Source organism: Streptococcus sp. E29BA (assembly GCF_041807805.1).
GTDB lineage: Bacteria > Bacillota > Bacilli > Lactobacillales > Streptococcaceae > Streptococcus > Streptococcus entericus.
The window spans coordinates 1-15,701 of sequence record NZ_JBGTZA010000039.1; the positions used below are offsets into that span (position 1 = coordinate 1).

Below are 15,701 nucleotides of genomic sequence, written 5' to 3' on the forward strand. Positions count from 1 at the left end.
ACACCTATGGTTAAGCGAGTTATCGCTTAACAAAAACACTTTATAAAAATTGTACAGAAAAGGGGTGCCTTTTCACTGAATCCCCGACTTCCTTATTTTTAAAATAATCTTGAAAAAAATTGACATCATATAATTTCTTATCACTTATTTTTTATGACTCAGACTGATTGTCCTTACGGTATTCCAAAGCAGCAACAACCACTCCCATATTGTCAGAAGTGGTTAAAGTATTTGAAATTCCCTTTCCTACTCGTCCTCTGCGTTTAGTAGACTCTGGGTAAGCAAGGTTGACAGAATCTCCCACTATTGCCTTAGCATACCCTAGTTTAGTCGCTTCCCTAATTTTCAAATGTGGCGCTTCTTCACGACAGAGAATCTTAGGAACTTTATCCCCTCCCTGCATGGTTGTCAACATTGGAGAAAGCCCTGAAAGGTCATAGACACGTCCAGTTTGGATAAAAGACGTTGGCAGAGTTCCTGCGACAACTACACCATGCCGATCTTGGCTAGTTAAAGTAAACATCGGATCATCGTTCCCTTTAAAACGTCTCCCATGTTGACGTTTTTCTAGCCTATCAGGGGTTAAGACAGGAATGGCAATTTTAGTTCCCTCACCTTTTCCTCTGGTTAAGGTTGGTGCTAGCCCACATGATAAATAGACTTCCCCATTCATGCCATTTCCTGATGGATTAACATTACCTAATCGTTCAAGACGAGTTGAGCTACTTTCTCCTCTGAGAGGAAATAGGAATCGGGGACGATATCTTCTAGAATGTCCGATAATAAAAATTCTTTCACGGTTTTGCGGCACTTGGAAATCTTTACTGTTAAGCACCTGCCATTCGACATCATACCCCAACTCATCCAATGTGGTGAGGATTGTTCGAAATGTCTCTCCCTTGTCGTGACTGAGTAAGCCCTTGACATTTTCGAGGAATAAAAAACGTGGTTGGATCTGTTTGGCCGCTCGAGCAATCTCGAAGAACAAAGTACCCCTAGTATCCTCAAATCCCAATCGTCTGCCTGCGAGTGAAAATGCCTGGCAAGGGAATCCCCCACAGATGATGTCCACTTGCCCTCTAAGTTGTCTAAAGTCCTGATCTGTGACTTGTCTAATATCATGAAATTCTATTTCTCCTTTGGTCTCATAGATGGCCTTGTAAGATTTCCTCGCAAACTTGTCAATCTCACAAAAGCCAATACACTCATGGCCCTGACGAGTTAACCCCAGTCGAAAGCCTCCAATTCCTGCAAACAAATCTAAAAACTTCATGTCTCTCATTCCTTTCTGACAAAACTAAAAGGACCTTACTTCTTGCGTAACGTCCTTTCTTAACAATGATCTTCCATTTCTGGGGCAGTGATAAGTTCAAAAATGAACCAAATCATTCCTAATCCCCAAATACCTAATAATATCCACCAAAACATCTTACTCACCCCCTTTTAGTTCTTTTAAGCGTTGGACCTTGGTCCATTCGGATAAGACGCCATTAAAGACATACTCCGCTATCGTTTCTGTTCTGTCCGCAAACCTCATATTCTCTAAAGCGTACTGATACCGATAATCAAAATAAATCATGGCATAATCACTAGCAGCCTGTGATAGACCAACTTGTCTCAACTGATCATGTACCAAGCCCCAAATGTAATCTCTGTCGTATCTTGTGACTCGGTCTACTTTACGTTGAAAATTATCATCGTCACATTTCTTACTTGTTAGACTTTCTTTCTCCTCCTCGTCCTCAATGACTGACTCACTCTCTTTAGTTTCACTCCTATCAGTCTCACTAACTTCAGTCTCACTAGTGGCTGAATTTAAGACTGGCCCCGGCTGATTTTGATACCCCCCTGGTATTTTTTGAACACTACCCCCGTCTGAATTTGAGACTGGGGTTGGTTCATGTTCCAACTCCCCTAAGTAAATTTTATTCGCCAAACGTCCTTTTTCACTGGAAGACTGTTGGACTTCATCAATCAAACCATACTCTCGTAAGGTTTTCTTAATCGTCAGTAATTTTGACTTGGAACAGCCAAGTAGTGCCATGAGTTTGGAGTTAGAATAGACCAAATAGATAGCCCCATCTTCATCAATCCACCCTCTACTTAATGACAATTCCAAACGGTCTTTTAGAACAGCATAAGCAACCTTCACCTCAAGTTTCATGTCCTTGTAGCGCTCACTCTCAAATAAGAGTTTAGGGAGTTTATAATAACGTTCTGACGTTTGATAGTGATTTGCGGTGATACGTTTCATGATTGTCCCTCCAATACCAATAGACCAACATTCCCCATGTCATCAAACTGGATTAAGCCAGACTCTTCCATTTCAACAACAATCCTCTTTGCTTTCTCGATATCAATTCTCATGATAGCCATGAGATGACACATCACAATTTGTCGTGATGACTGTTCATTCTTTTGCATGATTTTCCTCCTGAGAATAAAAAAAGCGAGAACACTTATTAAATGTTCTCGCTCACATAAAAATATATTCCTACAAACAAAAATGTTTAAGAAATAGCAATTCTGCAAAGTTTATTTATTTAAAACAAAAATCCTGCCAAAGATTTTTGGCTCTATAATTTTTGTAGTGGGTAAATCCACCTCGGAGATTATGGAGCCTTTTTGAGTATGAAAAAAGCCCATATGACCTATAATAAAAAGCAATCAAACCACTCATTAGAAAGAATCATATGGAATAAAGAACTAGTCAGAGGAGTGACTAGTTCTTTCTGAGCTCTAAAATAGAAAAAGCGAGGATTTTATCACAAACCTACTCGGAATTAAAGACCCTAATATCACTATTTTGGAGATTGTGGACACTAGAAGCCACAAGGAAGTCATTGCTAAGCTGGACTACCCTGCTCCAAAATGCCAATATTGCCAGGGGCAAATGGCTAAATACGATTTCCAGAAACCATCCAAAATCCCTTATCTTGAGTGTGCTGGCTATAAAACATTCATTCGCTTGCGAAAGCGACGCTTCCACTGCCAAAAGTGCGGGAAAATGGCGGTCGCAGAGACATCCTTGGTCAAGAAAAATCACCAGATTCCCGTCATTCTTCATTAGAAAATTGCCCAGAGACTGATTGAGGAAGTAGCCCTGACCGCTATCGCTGAGAGCCTTGCGGTATCAACCTCAACCGTTATCCGAAAGCTAAAGGAGTTCCAGTTCAAGACAGACCTGACCTGGCTGCCAACTAACATGAGTTGGGACTCAAACAGTCCAGTGGACTGTTTGAGGTAGGAGCCTGAAAATACAAAAGCGACTAGTTGAAGCAGGAAAGGCAAAATGAGCTTTATCGCAGAGAACTTTGACTCACTTAAAATTGTGACAATCCTAGACGGTCGAACCCAAACCACCATTCGTAACCACTTTCTACGCTATTCTAGAACAGTCAGAAACCGTGTCAAGGTCATTACTATGGACATGTTTAGTCCGTATTACAAGTTAGCTAAACACCCTCGCTCTCCCGTTTCCAAGTTTAGGCTAAACTAGTCGACTGGACTAGTTTACTCCAAAAAGATATCCAAAAAATCAGTCGATAAATGCTTTTATCATCCTACTTTTCGCATGCACTTGACCAATCAGGAAATTGTCGCTAAGCTGCTCAGCTATTCTCAAGAATTGAGAGAACATTACGAGCTTTATCAACTATTCCTGTTTCACTTCCAAGAAAAGCAAGCTGAACAGTTTTTGGGTCTTATTGAAGAAGATTTGTCCACTGTAAATCCTATCTTTCAGACAGTTTTTAAGACTTTCTTGAAGAATAAAGACAAGATTGTCAACGCCTTGGAACTGCTTTACTCAAACGCTAAACTTGAGGCGACAAACAACCTTATCAAGGTCATTAAACGGAATGCCTTTAGGTTTCGGAAGATGAAAACTTCAAAACTCTCATTTTCATTGCGCTAAACATAAAACGAGAGAAGACTAAACTTGTCCTCTCTCGGTGTTAAATTGGTCAACCCACTACAGTTGACAATGAGCCAGATTTTTTGGCAGGATTTTTGGCAGGAAACCAAATCAAATTATCAGTTTCTNGATTTTTTGGCAGGATTTTTGGCAGGAAACCAAATCAAATTATCAGTTTCTTTAAATCGCTATAAGCTCTAAAAGACTGGTAAATCGGGCTTCCGCTCTCAAATTGCTATATGCTTCTTATTTAAGCGTAACTGAAGCGCCTGCTTCTTCCAATTTAGCTTTAAGCTCTTCAGCTTCTGCTGCGTTAACACCTTCTTTAACAAGTGCAGGTGCACCATCAACAAGCTCTTTAGCTTCTTTAAGACCAAGACCTGTGATTTCGCGAACAACTTTGATAACGCCAACTTTTTTGTCGCCAGCAGATGTCAATTCAACGTCGAATGAATCTTTAGCTTCTTCAGCAGCACCACCAGCAGCAGCAACTGCAACTGGAGCAGCAGCAGTAACGCCAAACTCCTCTTCGATAGCTTTTACAAGGTCGTTAAGCTCAAGGATTGAAGCTTCTTTGATTTCAGCAATAATGTTTTCAATGTTCAATGCCATTGTAGATTCCTCCAAAATATGTTTTTAAATAGGTTGTGACAAGGTCACGATTAGGCTGCTAAGATTAAGCAGCGTCTTTGCTTTCTGCAACTGATTTGACAGCAAGTGCAACGTTGCGAACTGGTGCTTGAAGTACTGAAAGGAGCATAGACAGCAATCCTTCGCGGTTTGGCAGGGTCGCAAGTGCAACGATTTCTTCTTTAGAAGCAACCGCACCTTCAATGATACCACCCTTGATTTCAAGAGCATCAGCTATTTTCGCAAAATCATGAAGTGTTTTAGCTGGTGCAATCACATCTTCGTTAGAAAAAGCGATAGCTGTTGGACCAACGAAAACGTCAGCCAATCCTTCAAGACCAGCAGCTTCTGCAGCACGACGCAAGATAGAGTTTTTCACAACTTTATACTCAACGTCAGCGCCACGAAGATTACGACGAAGAACAGTATCCTGCTCAACAGTCAAACCACGCGCATCAACCACAACGATTGAGGCTGCAGCTTTCATCTTCTCAGCATAAACTTCAACGAGTTCTGCTTTTTTAGCAATATTTGCTTGACTCATTAGTGTTTTACCTCCGTTTTTATTTTTGGTTGGAAACGAAAAAATCGCATCCAAACCCAGACACGAAAGTACAAATACGTAGACGATTTTATCACGTTTTTGTGCCTCGGCAGGATGTTTATGAGTTAGACTCCCCTGCTGTCTTAGGTCAGTTTTATTCAAAACCTCTAATAGGTTATCACAATCTAAGGGTTCTGTCAAGGATTTAAGACAATTTTTTATACTGTATAGATAGACCAGTTTAAGGATGATAAGCAGATAATGGCAGATGAGTGTTGAGAGAAATCCCGTTGCCAACCTAATTCGACCAGCACATCCCACAAGCATGCAATTACCAAACATAAAAAGACTAAAACAGCAGTCCCAGTCTCTTCATGTGATGTTCAAATAAGCCAGATAGATCAGTTAGGAGCACGTCTTGTTTTGCCAGCTCTAGACTTGCAAAGCAACCGCTCAACAACCATCCTGACTGTTCAGTTAGGCAAGGCGAGGGTGAAAGAAATGGCGTTCTTACAAACTATGATTAGTCCCCACTCGCTCTTACTGTCATCAGGTATTATCTATGCCATAAAGGCTGTGATTTCTGTCACAGAGAGGGAAGAATCACAAACCACCTTAACGTCTTGCTGGGTGGCAACCAAGAGCCCTGGCACTGTTTTCACGCCATATTTAGCACGCAAGTCTTGCAAAGCGGCATCAGACACATTGCTGCTATCTACAAAGTAAATTGACGCGTTAGTGTCAGCTTGGGCCTGCGCCAATTTTGGTGCAAAACGTTGACAATATGGGCAAGTTGGACGCCCAATAAAGGCAATAACTTTCTCTTCTGTTTGAATCAGTTTTTCCAACTCTTGGGCTGTTACTGATGTAAACTGTTTGATGGCTTGTTCAAATGACATGTCCTGTCCTCCTTAAAATGATACTTCATTATAGCAAGATTTTCAGCCAAGTTCAATTATCTGCTACGCCAGAAAAGCCCAAAAAAGGCTGGGACAACAGTCCCAGCCTTCCTTTTTTGTTATTGTTAACAAAGTCAGACGCAGGGGTTGAGCGGAGGTGAGGGAAAATCGAATTCTACCGAATTACCGATTGAGTCCCACTCTCTTTGCTAATCCTGACGTTCCAAATCTTGTAACATTTGGTCAATTTTATTGCCATAAGCAATGGACTCGTCCTTGATGAAGGTCAAGTCAGGGATTTTATAGAGGGTCAGGGTTTTCCCTAGCTCACGCTTAATGGTCCCCTTAGCCTTTTCTAAGCCCTCTTGGGCTTTTTTATTATCCGATGCCAAATCTGACAAAATAGTATAGTAGACCTTGGCGGCGGATAAATCACCCAACATTTGGACATCGGTGATCGTCACGCCTTGGACACGTGGGTCACGGATGTGCCGCTGCAAAATCTCATTAACCTCACGCTTGACTTCCATACCAACACGGTCTGCACGATGGTTAGCCATAGGTGGCTCCTTTCTATCTCTCTTAATGATAAGATGACAGCTAGGACAAGCCTAGCTGGAACATCTTTAAACAGTGTCATTGTTCTGGTACTTATTATTTTTACACAACTGATTGTTCAATCGGCAACAAGCTCCAGCTTCAACTTTTTGATTTTTTAGCTCCCTAGAAGCAGGGCTTTTTAACGTTTAATCTCTTCCATGATGTAGGCTTCGATGGTGTCATCAATTTGCAGGTCATTATAGTTTTCGAGCATTAAACCACCTTCACGACCAACTCCCAGTTCTTTGACATCATCTTTGAAGTGTTTGAGGCTAGCAAGAGCACCATCGTGAATCACGACACCGTCACGGATAACACGCGCCTTGGCATCACGTTGGATTTTACCACGAGTGACCATAAAGCCACCGATGGTGCCGATTTTAGCCACCTTGAAGGTCTCACGAATCATGGCTTCACCAATGATTTTCTCTTCAAATTCTGGATCAAGCATACCCTTCATAGCATCTTCAACTTCCTCGATAACCTTGTAGATGATGCTGTGAAGACGGATTTCTACATCGTCGGTATCGGCCTGCACACGCGCTTGCGGAGTCGGACGAACGTTGAAACCGATAAGGATAGCGTTTGAGGCTTCCGCCAGGGTCACATCAGACTCGTTGATGGCACCAACAGCAGAGTGAACGACATTGACCTTAACACCTTCCACATCAATCTTCAAGAGGGAGCTAGCAAGGGCTTCCACCGAACCTTGTACATCAGCCTTGATGATGACGTTAACAGATTTAACCTGACCAGCCTTGAGGGTATCAAAGAGGTTCTCTAGGCTGACACGTTGGGTATTTTGACGTTGTTTGAGCAGGGCACGTTTAGCACGCTCTTCACCAGCTGCGCGCGCCGCTTTTTCATCCTCATAGACTGCAAAATGGTCACCTGCCATCGGCGTTTCGTTAAGACCAGTGATGGATACTGGGGTAGACGGCAGAGCTGTCTTGACACGACGCCCCAGGTCATTAGTCATGGCACGGACACGACCAAAGGTATTACCGACAACGATTGGGTCTTGGACGTTAAGCGTTCCCTGCTGTACCAAGAGGGTCGCCACAGCACCTTTTCCTTTATCCAGCTGGGCTTCAATAACCGTACCGATAGCACGGACCGTTGGGTCTGCCTTGAGTTCTTGGAATTCAGCCACCAAGAGCACCGTTTCTAAGAGGGTGTCGATATTCTTACCAAACTTAGCAGAGATTTCCACAAACTCAGAATCCCCGCCCCATGATGCCTGCATAACGCCATGCTCTGCTAACTCATTGATAACACGGCTCGGATTAGCATCAGGCTTATCAATCTTGTTAATTGCCACAATAATCGGTACACCAGCTGCTTTAGAGTGGTTGATGGCTTCAACGGTTTGTGGCATTACCCCATCATCTGCTGCCACAATCAGGATAGTGATGTCGGTTACTGATGCTCCGCGCGCGCGCATGCTTGTGAAGGCTTCGTGTCCTGGCGTATCAAGGAAAGTGATTTTCTTGCCATTTTCCTCAATCTGATAAGCACCAATATGCTGGGTAATCCCCCCAGCTTCTCCAGTTGCCACACGAGAATTGCGCAGCGTATCAAGCAAGGTGGTCTTACCATGGTCAACGTGTCCCATGATAGTCACGACAGGTGCGCGCTCCACCATATTTTCAGGGTTGAGGTAGTCTTCATCCACAAAGAAACGTTCAATATCAGCATTGTCTACTTCAACCTTAGCCTTGGCTTCAATGCCGTAGTCCACCATAAGAAGTTCAATGGTGTCACCGTCCAGAGACTGGTTCTGGGTCGCCATCACGCCCATCATGAAGAGCTTTTTAACGATTTCCGCTGGCTCACGTTTGATGCGCTTAGCGATGTCAGCGACCGTCATGCCTTCGGTGTACTCAAATTCTTTTGGCAGTTCGTGGAACTTACGCTCTGTTACAGGTGCAGGAGCACCCTTGCCTTTTTTGTTTTTCTTACTGTTGTTCCAGTTAGAGTTTCGTTGATTTCTCACTTGGTTTTGATTCCAATTTTTCTTATTTTTTGTTGGTTTAGGGCCGTCTTCATTTGAAAAATCACGGGATTTTTCAGGACGAGAGGCTTTTTTACGACGATTGTCTGGAGCAGCCGAAGCTGTTTTTTCTGCCTGAGGAACTGGCTGGGCTTTTGGTGTTGACACACTTTGCTCGAGGCGTTCTTGAGCTGCTAATTCTTCTGCCATGCGTGCCTTACGAGCTTCTTCCAAAGCTAGTGCTTCGCGGCGTTTGGCTTCTTCTTGCTCGCGAAAACGTTGCTCGCTATTGCGCGAATACTCAGCATTTTGCTCAGCCTTGAGGGCTGCTGCCCTTGCCTTAAAGTCAATCCGAGGCGCTGTAGCGTTGCGATTTTGCTGGCGGTTATCCTGCTTATGTCCTTGGTTTCGGTCATTGCGGCGGTTGTCCTGCTGACGACGATTATCACGGTTTAGTGCACCTGCTTGCCCACGCTCCCGTTGATTGCGGTCTTCACGCTTGTTATCCCGGCCTCGCTCTTGACGGTTACCTTTGCCTTGACCACTATGCCGCTGCTGACCACCCTGTTGGCGACGCTCTGCCTCAGCCTTTTGTCGTGCCTCACGTTCTGCCTTGAAGTTACGGCTCTGCGGGCGAGCTGGGGTCGGTCTGCTCTCTGCTACCTGCTCTACTTTTGGTTCGACTTTAGGCGTTATTGGCGCTTCTTGGGTCGCTTTCGGCGTAGATGGCTGAGCAACTACCGTTTTCTGGCTAGATGAGCGCTTGGTTTCTTCAGTATTTTCAACAGGTTTTGCTGCTGAAGTAGCTGGCGCTTGGTTATCAGTTGTCGAGCTTGCTTGATGTGGCTGAGCTGGCATTGCCTTGGAGGCTCCCCCACCAAAACTTGCAATCAAGCGCTTGGCCTCACCTTCGTCCACACTGCTAGAATGGCTTTTGACTGAAAGCCCCAATTCCTGAGCCTTGGCAACTAAATCTTTGTTACTGATACCCGTTTCACGGGCAATTTCATTAATTCTTTTTTTAGACAAATCGTGTCCTCCTCGTCCTTTAGTCCATAAGAGTCCTCATTTTCTTTGAAAATCCAGCATCACTAACTGCCACAACCTTTCTGGGTCTGCCGATAGCGCTGCTAAGGTCCAGCGTATCAAACACTGTTGAGACTTCTATATCGTAATATTTACATTTATCCGTCACGGTCTTAATCAGGTTCTGGCTAGCATCCTTGGCCACAAAGACCAGTCTTGCTTGCTCGGTCTGGATAGCCTTGACGACCAATTCCTCGCCTGAGATAAGTTTGCCAGCACGCTGAGCCAAGCCCATGAGGTTTAAGAGTTGTTGCAACTTATTCAAGACCTAACTCTCTTCTTTTTACCTTGTGATCCACATAAGCAATCAGTTCATCGTAGAAGCTCTCTGGCACATCCATGGAAAAACTGCGGTTAAAAACCAGTTTTTTCTTGGCCAGTTTAACCTCCTCGTTATCTAGCTTGATGTAGGCGCCGCGACCGTTCTGTTTTCCAGTAGGGTCAATAAAAATCTGACCGTCCTTGTTTTTGACAATACGCAGCAGGTCGCGTTTGTCGATAATCTCGCCAGAAACCACTGATTTGCGTAGGGGAATTTTGCGTGTTTTTGCCATAACGCCTCCTGAGACCTAACCTTCAGCAGTCACTTCTGTACTGCCATCTGAAAGCTCTGTTGGCTCTGCTGAAGCAAACACCTCTTGCTCTGCTGCCATAGCCTCATACTCTGACGCAGACTTGATGTCAATGCGGTAGCCCGTCAAGTGAGCCGCCAGGCGAACGTTTTGCCCACGACGACCGATAGCTAGAGACAGCTTGTTATCAGGAACAACAACGAGGGCGCGCTTGCTGTCTTTCTCGTCAAAGATGACGTAGTCCACCTCAGCTGGCGCGATGGCATTGTAGATGTACTCAGCTGGATCTTCAACCCACTGGATCACGTCAATGTTCTCCTCAACAGGAACAGAGAGCCCCGTCTTAGCATCGATTCGTTTTGGATGGAACTTGCTAATCACTTTTTGGATATTAGCCCCCTTGCGACCAACGATGGTACCGATGGCATCAACGTTAGGGTTGTGGCTACGAACTGCTACTTTACTGCGGTCACCAGCCTCACGAGACACGCTCATGATTTCTACCGTGCCGTCAAAAACCTCAGGAATTTCCTGCTCCATAATCCGCTTAATAAACTCAGGGTGACTGCGGCTAACAAAGACGTTAACCCCGCGCGGGTTGTTCTCAACCTTGTACACATAGACCTCGATACGATCGTGAGACTTGAAGGTCTCTCCTGGAATTTGGTCTTGGTGAGAAAGCTGAGCTTCGATGGTGCCTAGGTTGACATAGATGAAGCGATTATCGAACCGCTCCACAGTTCCTGTCATGATTTCACCTTCGTGCTGTTTGTACTCGTTGTAGGTTACTTCACGGAATTGCTTGCGCATCTTTTCCATGATGGTTTGTTTAGCTGATTGAGCAGCCACGCGACCAAATTCCTTGACAGATTCCTCAAAACGAATCTTGTCTCCCAGCTCATAGGCAGAGCTGATCGCCAGAGCGTCTTTGAGGCTGATTTCCAAGCGGCTATCAAAAACCTCGTCAACGACTTCACGGACAGTATAAACCTTGAAATCCCCTGTTTTTTCATTAAATTCAACAACAGCTGACTCAGCCTGACCGTACTTTCTACGATAGGCTGACTTGAGGGATTCCGTCACCGTCTCGATGATGTCTGCCTTATTGATGTGCTTTTCTTCTTCCAAAATACGGAAGGCTTCTAACATTTCTTTGCTCATGGTATATCTCTCTCAAAAACAAGTTGTTTTCTTGAAAATAAATCCTTTCCTATAATTTTACAGCTAATCTGGCTTTGGCAACCAGTTGATAAGGGATGGTCACCGTTTTTCGTCTGGTCTTATCTAGATAGTCTAGGACAAGCTCATCGTTGTCAAAGCTCTGCAATGTGCCTTCAAAAACCTTAACCTTGTCAATAGCCTGATAGAGACTGACGTTAATATAGCGACCAACCGCTCCTGCCAAGGCTTCCTTGGTCTTGAGCGGACGCTCCAGACCAGGGCTTGAAATCTCCAGAAAATACTGATCTGGAAAAGGGTCTGGTGTGATGGTATCTAGCAGGGGACTAATGACCTCTGTCAAGTCTGCTGTATCATCGACCGTTATCCCGCCAGGCTTGTCAACCAAAATCGACAGGACATAATCACCCCCCATCTTCTCGTACTCAATATCCACCAGCTCATAGGGGGCAGCGATAACAGGTGCCACCACCGCCTCCACCAGTTCAATAATCGTTGCGATAAGAATCCCTCCTTTTCAACAAAGAGAAGACGAAGTTGTCACCCCGTCTCCTTTCTTTATCATTAATTTTTTATCATTATAGCATTTATTCATCAAAGATGCAAGAAAAAAGTCTAAGACGACACTATTTACCGAACTTGATACAGTTTTAGCCAATTAAGCACCAAAATCATGCGCGCCGAGCGCACGACAAAAACATCGCTTTCAGATAATGATTTTCATAAAAAGTTATCTGTTTAATCATGACATTTTGTCATAAATGTCAGCGGAAAAGCAGATGAACCCATGCACCTACGTAAATATTGTGAAAGTTTTTTGAAAACATTTGTGTCGCTAAAAAATAGTGACACGAATTTTCTTCATGCGTTTGGCGTGAAAATCACAATTGTCATCTTGCAAACAGGACTGAAGTTTTGCTATAATGAAAAGACAATACAAAAAAAGGAGAATAGCCCATGAATATCTTTGATGAACTCAAAGCCCGTGGCCTCATCTTTCAGACGACAGACGAAGACGCCCTCAAAAAAGCCCTAACAGAAGGGACTATGGCCTATTATTCGGGATATGATCCGACAGCGGACAGCCTTCACCTCGGACACTTGGTGCCGATTTTGGTCTGTCGTCACCTGCAATTAGCGGGACACAAACCCTACCCTCTGGTTGGCGGAGCGACTGGTCTCATCGGTGACCCGTCCTTTAAGGACGCGGAGCGGAGCTTACAGACCAAAGAGACCGTTGACGGTTGGGTGCAAAAAATCCAAGGACAACTCTCACGCTTTCTTGATTTTGAAAGCGGAGAGAATAAGGCTGTTATGACAAACAACTACGACTGGTTTGGCAGCATCAGCTTCATTGATTTTCTGCGTGATGTCGGCAAGTACTTTACCGTCAACTACATGATGGGCAAGGAATCCGTAAAAAAACGCATTGAAACAGGCATTTCCTACACCGAATTTGCCTACCAAATCATGCAGGGATATGATTTTTACGAGCTCAACCGCCTCTACGATGTGACCCTACAAATCGGCGGCTCCGACCAGTGGGGCAACATGACCGCAGGTACCGAATTGCTTCGCCGCAAGAGCGATAAGACAGGACACGTCATCACTGTTCCCCTCATCACCGATAGCACTGGCAAAAAATTTGGCAAGTCCGAGGGTAACGCTATCTGGTTGGACGCAGACAAGACCAGTCCTTACGAGATGTACCAGTTCTGGCTCAATGTTATGGACGCCGACGCCGTCCGTTTCCTCAAGATTTTTACTTTCCTATCTTTGGAAGAAATCGCTGAGCTGGAAAGCCAGTTCCTCGCAGCACCGCATGAGCGCCTTGCTCAGAAAGTTCTAGCCAAAGAAGTCGTGACCTTAGTTCACGGCGAAGAAGCCTACCAGCAGGCCCTCAAGATTACCGAGCAACTCTTTACGGGCAACATCAAAGAACTCTCTGCTAAAGAGCTCAAGCAAGGACTCAGCAACGTACCAAACTACACCGCTAAAGCCGATGACAGCCGCAACATCGTAGACCTGCTCGTCACCTCAGGTATTGTCAACTCAAAACGTCAAGCCCGTGAAGATGTCCAAAATGGTGCCATCTACCTCAACGGCGACCGCATCCAAGACCTCGATTACCAACTGACTGATGCTGACAAAATCGACGGCGAGCTGACCGTTATCCGCCGCGGCAAGAAAAAATATGCCGTTCTAACTTACTAAACAACCCTAATAAAAGCGCATAGCATCTCCTGATGCTATGCGCTTTTTTGATGCCATTTGTCGGTTTTACCTAGCCTCTTGTGCTAATCACGAATAAAGTGTCGATCATGTGCTGAGAAATTCGCCTCATCAGAGATTGGTCGTTCCGCAGTCATCCGCAAGTCATATTTTTCGCGGAGAGCGATAATCTCTGCCATTTGAGGAGAAGCATGGTGGGCATCAAGGGCTTCTTGATCCGCCCAACTATCAACTAGAAGCACTGTTTCTGGATCGCTAAGAGAAGAAAAGTAGTCATAGCGCAGATTACCTGATCACTGGCGAATAGTAGTCGCCAAACCAGACTGCTCCATAGCGTCTACAAATTCCAGAGCTCTGCCATTTTCACCACGATAAGTTAATAAAAAAGTTAGTGTCATCGTTGATTGATGTCCTCCTTTGCATGGACTAATTGGGTAATAGTTCGACAATAAGGCGCTGAGCTGCCGATTGTTTCAGCCACTTGTGCCACAAATCCATTGAGATAGTCAACTTCCGTCAGCCGCTTGTTTTTCACCAAATCCTGATGCATGGAGGGATAATGATGCCCAACCTTAGTCGAGACGTCAACGATGTATTGATAGGTGTCTTCAAGATCAAACCTTAAGCCGTAGTGAGCGGCTACAGCGATGAATTCCGACAACACCTGCCTAACTAGCCCCATCGCAGAAGAGGAAGACAGCAGCTCATGTAAGTTCGCATCTAACAGAGCACTAGTGGCATTCATTGTGCCATTTATCATGGCTTTTTTCCAAATGGCATGTAAAACATCATTAGTATAGGTCGCGTTTAGACCAGCTTGATTGAGGACTTCAACCAGCTGCTCGCCTACCGTTCTCTCTGTATCCGCCAAGCACTGAATGGTCAAGGAACCTGACCCACGTAGCTCGACTTGACCAGGTTCTATCAAACCTGCTGTCCAAACAGTCACTCCCATAATGATCTGCTCTTTTCTAACAAACTCATGTAAGGTCTCAATATGACCAAGACCATTTAAAAGGCAGAGGAGTTTCGTTTGCTCACCGATAATCGGCTGAATATCGTTTAGCATTTGACGTAGCTGGGTTGACTTTGTCAGAACCAAGACCAAATCTGCTTCTCGCGTGGCTTGTGTTGGTCTCATGATTGGCAACTGAATCGTGTCATTCACATCACCTGTGATCATAAGTCCCTTATCTCTTATAGCTTCAATATGCTCTGGCCAATTATCCAGGAGAATGACCTCATGACCAGCCTTGCTAAGAGCAACCCCAAAACGGCTACCGAGCGCACCCGCACCTGCAATATAAACTAACATACTTGTCCTCCTCACTCTAGTATAACATAGTAAGATCAAAAGAGCTACTCATCTTGTCAGGATAGACCGTGTCATTTTTTCAAAAAACTGCAGTGTTTTAGGGGTAAGAAACAGGATTCATCTTACCAGTATCCACATCATAAATCGCTCCTGAAATAATAATGTCATCCGGAATCAGAGGGCTGGCTTTTAATTTGGCAATGTCCTCCTTAACGCTCTGCACAATGTCGGAGAAGGGAAGAAAATCCATTTCCCCAACATCAACTCCTAATGTGTCATTGAGCTGTTTCGCAAAGCCTTCGTTTGTCAAACGTTCTGCTCCGCAATCTGTATGGTGCAGCACGACAATCTCTCGTGTTCCCATCAGTTGCTGAGAAATGGCCAACGAACGAATCATATCTTCGGTAACACGACCACCGGCATTACGCAGGATATGAGCATCACCTAGCGCCAAGCCCAGAGCTTGTGCCACATGAAGACGTGAATCCATACAAGTCAAGATAGCAACACGCATTCTGGGAGGCAGCGGCAGGTGAGCCGTGCCATGCAGGGCAACGTAAGCCTCGTTTACTTTGAGGTACTGGTCAAAATACGACATACAAACCATCCTTTTTTGTTTGATTTTCAAACTATTATATCATAAATGAAATGACAATGACAAAAAACGGCTCTATAATTTCTGTAGTGGGTAAATCCACCATGGAGATTATAGAGCCTTTTGAGTGTAGAAAAAAA

Annotated in this window: 14 protein-coding genes, 3 pseudogenes and 1 other annotated feature; of the genes and pseudogenes, 2 read left to right on the top strand and 15 right to left on the bottom strand. The window is 44.6% G+C overall.

Annotation, left to right across the window (positions count from 1 at the left end):
* Positions 1-157 precede the first annotated feature (157 nt).
* From ACERC8_RS08550 to ACERC8_RS08560, 3 genes and pseudogenes are all read right to left on the bottom strand, one after another.
* Positions 158-1,273 (bottom strand): annotated as a pseudogene (locus ACERC8_RS08550) (DNA cytosine methyltransferase); the annotation flags it as partial.
* A 156-nt stretch (positions 1,274-1,429) separates the two neighbouring features.
* Positions 1,430-2,254: a replication initiator protein A gene (locus ACERC8_RS08555; protein ID WP_373659475.1), complete on the bottom strand. Its 825-nt coding sequence runs from the start codon at positions 2,252-2,254 to the stop codon at positions 1,430-1,432.
* Positions 2,251-2,424 (bottom strand): hypothetical protein, encoded by a 174-nt coding sequence (locus tag ACERC8_RS08560; protein WP_093998685.1) that lies wholly within the window; start codon positions 2,422-2,424, stop codon positions 2,251-2,253. Before ACERC8_RS08560 ends, ACERC8_RS08555 begins: the two co-directional genes overlap by 4 nt.
* A 340-nt stretch (positions 2,425-2,764) precedes the next feature.
* Between ACERC8_RS08560 and ACERC8_RS08565 the strand changes: the two are divergent.
* A pseudogene (locus ACERC8_RS08565) lies at positions 2,765-3,960 on the top strand (transposase).
* Positions 3,961-4,162: 202 nt separating this feature from the next.
* On the opposite strand, the gene rplL reads toward ACERC8_RS08565, so the two are convergent.
* From rplL to rimP, 9 genes are all read right to left on the bottom strand, one after another.
* Positions 4,163-4,528 carry a 50S ribosomal protein L7/L12 gene (gene rplL, locus ACERC8_RS08570; protein WP_018367840.1) on the bottom strand — a complete coding sequence of 122 codons (366 nt, stop codon included), beginning with the start codon at positions 4,526-4,528 and terminating at the stop codon, positions 4,163-4,165.
* 64 nt (positions 4,529-4,592) lie between these two features.
* On the bottom strand, positions 4,593-5,090 hold the full coding sequence (gene rplJ, locus ACERC8_RS08575; protein ID WP_373659477.1) for a 50S ribosomal protein L10: 498 nt from the start codon (positions 5,088-5,090) through the stop codon (positions 4,593-4,595).
* 28 nt (positions 5,091-5,118) lie between these two features.
* Positions 5,119-5,256: a sequence feature (ribosomal protein L10 leader region), on the bottom strand.
* A 394-nt stretch (positions 5,257-5,650) separates the two neighbouring features.
* Positions 5,651-5,989 carry a thioredoxin domain-containing protein gene (locus ACERC8_RS08580; RefSeq protein WP_373659478.1) on the bottom strand — a complete coding sequence of 113 codons (339 nt, stop codon included), beginning with the start codon at positions 5,987-5,989 and terminating at the stop codon, positions 5,651-5,653.
* 209 nt (positions 5,990-6,198) lie between these two features.
* Positions 6,199-6,549 carry a 30S ribosome-binding factor RbfA gene (rbfA, locus tag ACERC8_RS08585; protein WP_373659479.1) on the bottom strand — a complete coding sequence of 117 codons (351 nt, stop codon included), beginning with the start codon at positions 6,547-6,549 and terminating at the stop codon, positions 6,199-6,201.
* 179 nt (positions 6,550-6,728) lie between these two features.
* Complete coding sequence (infB, locus tag ACERC8_RS08590; protein WP_373659480.1) at positions 6,729-9,611, bottom strand: translation initiation factor IF-2; 2,883 nt, start codon at positions 9,609-9,611, stop codon at positions 6,729-6,731.
* Positions 9,612-9,630: 19 nt separating this feature from the next.
* Positions 9,631-9,903, bottom strand: a complete 273-nt coding sequence (locus ACERC8_RS08595) for a YlxQ-related RNA-binding protein (protein ID WP_373659486.1) — start codon at positions 9,901-9,903, stop codon at positions 9,631-9,633.
* 22 nt (positions 9,904-9,925) lie between these two features.
* Positions 9,926-10,222 carry an RNase P modulator RnpM gene (gene rnpM / locus ACERC8_RS08600; RefSeq protein WP_373659481.1) on the bottom strand — a complete coding sequence of 99 codons (297 nt, stop codon included), beginning with the start codon at positions 10,220-10,222 and terminating at the stop codon, positions 9,926-9,928.
* Between the two features lie 15 nt (positions 10,223-10,237).
* Entirely contained in the window at positions 10,238-11,401 is a 1,164-nt protein-coding gene (nusA, locus tag ACERC8_RS08605; RefSeq protein WP_373659482.1) for a transcription termination factor NusA, read from the bottom strand.
* A gap of 49 nt (positions 11,402-11,450) precedes the next feature.
* Positions 11,451-11,927, bottom strand: coding sequence for a ribosome maturation factor RimP (gene rimP / locus ACERC8_RS08610; protein WP_373659487.1), 477 nt, complete (start codon positions 11,925-11,927; stop codon positions 11,451-11,453).
* A gap of 449 nt (positions 11,928-12,376) precedes the next feature.
* Here rimP and tyrS point away from each other — a divergent pair, with 449 nt between their 5' ends.
* Entirely contained in the window at positions 12,377-13,633 is a 1,257-nt protein-coding gene (tyrS, locus tag ACERC8_RS08615; protein ID WP_373659483.1) for a tyrosine--tRNA ligase, read from the top strand.
* An 83-nt stretch (positions 13,634-13,716) separates the two neighbouring features.
* Here the strand turns inward: tyrS and ACERC8_RS08620 are convergent.
* From ACERC8_RS08620 to ACERC8_RS08630, 3 genes and pseudogenes are all read right to left on the bottom strand, one after another.
* Positions 13,717-14,049 (bottom strand): annotated as a pseudogene (locus tag ACERC8_RS08620) (putative quinol monooxygenase).
* Positions 14,046-14,966 (bottom strand): 2-dehydropantoate 2-reductase, encoded by a 921-nt coding sequence (locus ACERC8_RS08625; protein ID WP_373659484.1) that lies wholly within the window; start codon positions 14,964-14,966, stop codon positions 14,046-14,048. The pseudogene ACERC8_RS08620 and the gene ACERC8_RS08625 overlap by 4 nt, the downstream one beginning before the upstream one ends.
* Positions 14,967-15,063: 97 nt before the next feature.
* Positions 15,064-15,564 (bottom strand): beta-class carbonic anhydrase, encoded by a 501-nt coding sequence (locus tag ACERC8_RS08630; RefSeq protein WP_373659485.1) that lies wholly within the window; start codon positions 15,562-15,564, stop codon positions 15,064-15,066.
* Positions 15,565-15,701 lie beyond the last annotated feature (137 nt).

What these genes read in the sequence shown, in the direction of transcription:
- ACERC8_RS08555 (WP_373659475.1), bottom strand. Translation starts at nt 2,254, where the DNA reads ATGAAACGTATCACCGCAAATCACTATCAAACGTCAGAACGTTATTAT.
- ACERC8_RS08560 (WP_093998685.1), bottom strand. Translation starts at nt 2,424, where the DNA reads ATGCAAAAGAATGAACAGTCATCACGACAAATTGTGATGTGTCATCTC.
- rplL (WP_018367840.1), bottom strand. Translation starts at nt 4,528, where the DNA reads ATGGCATTGAACATTGAAAACATTATTGCTGAAATCAAAGAAGCTTCA.
- rplJ (WP_373659477.1), bottom strand. Translation starts at nt 5,090, where the DNA reads ATGAGTCAAGCAAATATTGCTAAAAAAGCAGAACTCGTTGAAGTTTAT.
- ACERC8_RS08580 (WP_373659478.1), bottom strand. Translation starts at nt 5,989, where the DNA reads ATGTCATTTGAACAAGCCATCAAACAGTTTACATCAGTAACAGCCCAA.
- rbfA (WP_373659479.1), bottom strand. Translation starts at nt 6,549, where the DNA reads ATGGCTAACCATCGTGCAGACCGTGTTGGTATGGAAGTCAAGCGTGAG.
- ACERC8_RS08595 (WP_373659486.1), bottom strand. Translation starts at nt 9,903, where the DNA reads ATGGGCTTGGCTCAGCGTGCTGGCAAACTTATCTCAGGCGAGGAATTG.
- rnpM (WP_373659481.1), bottom strand. Translation starts at nt 10,222, where the DNA reads ATGGCAAAAACACGCAAAATTCCCCTACGCAAATCAGTGGTTTCTGGC.
- nusA (WP_373659482.1), bottom strand. Translation starts at nt 11,401, where the DNA reads ATGAGCAAAGAAATGTTAGAAGCCTTCCGTATTTTGGAAGAAGAAAAG.
- tyrS (WP_373659483.1), top strand. Translation starts at nt 12,377, where the DNA reads ATGAATATCTTTGATGAACTCAAAGCCCGTGGCCTCATCTTTCAGACG.
- ACERC8_RS08625 (WP_373659484.1), bottom strand. Translation starts at nt 14,966, where the DNA reads ATGTTAGTTTATATTGCAGGTGCGGGTGCGCTCGGTAGCCGTTTTGGG.
- ACERC8_RS08630 (WP_373659485.1), bottom strand. Translation starts at nt 15,564, where the DNA reads ATGTCGTATTTTGACCAGTACCTCAAAGTAAACGAGGCTTACGTTGCC.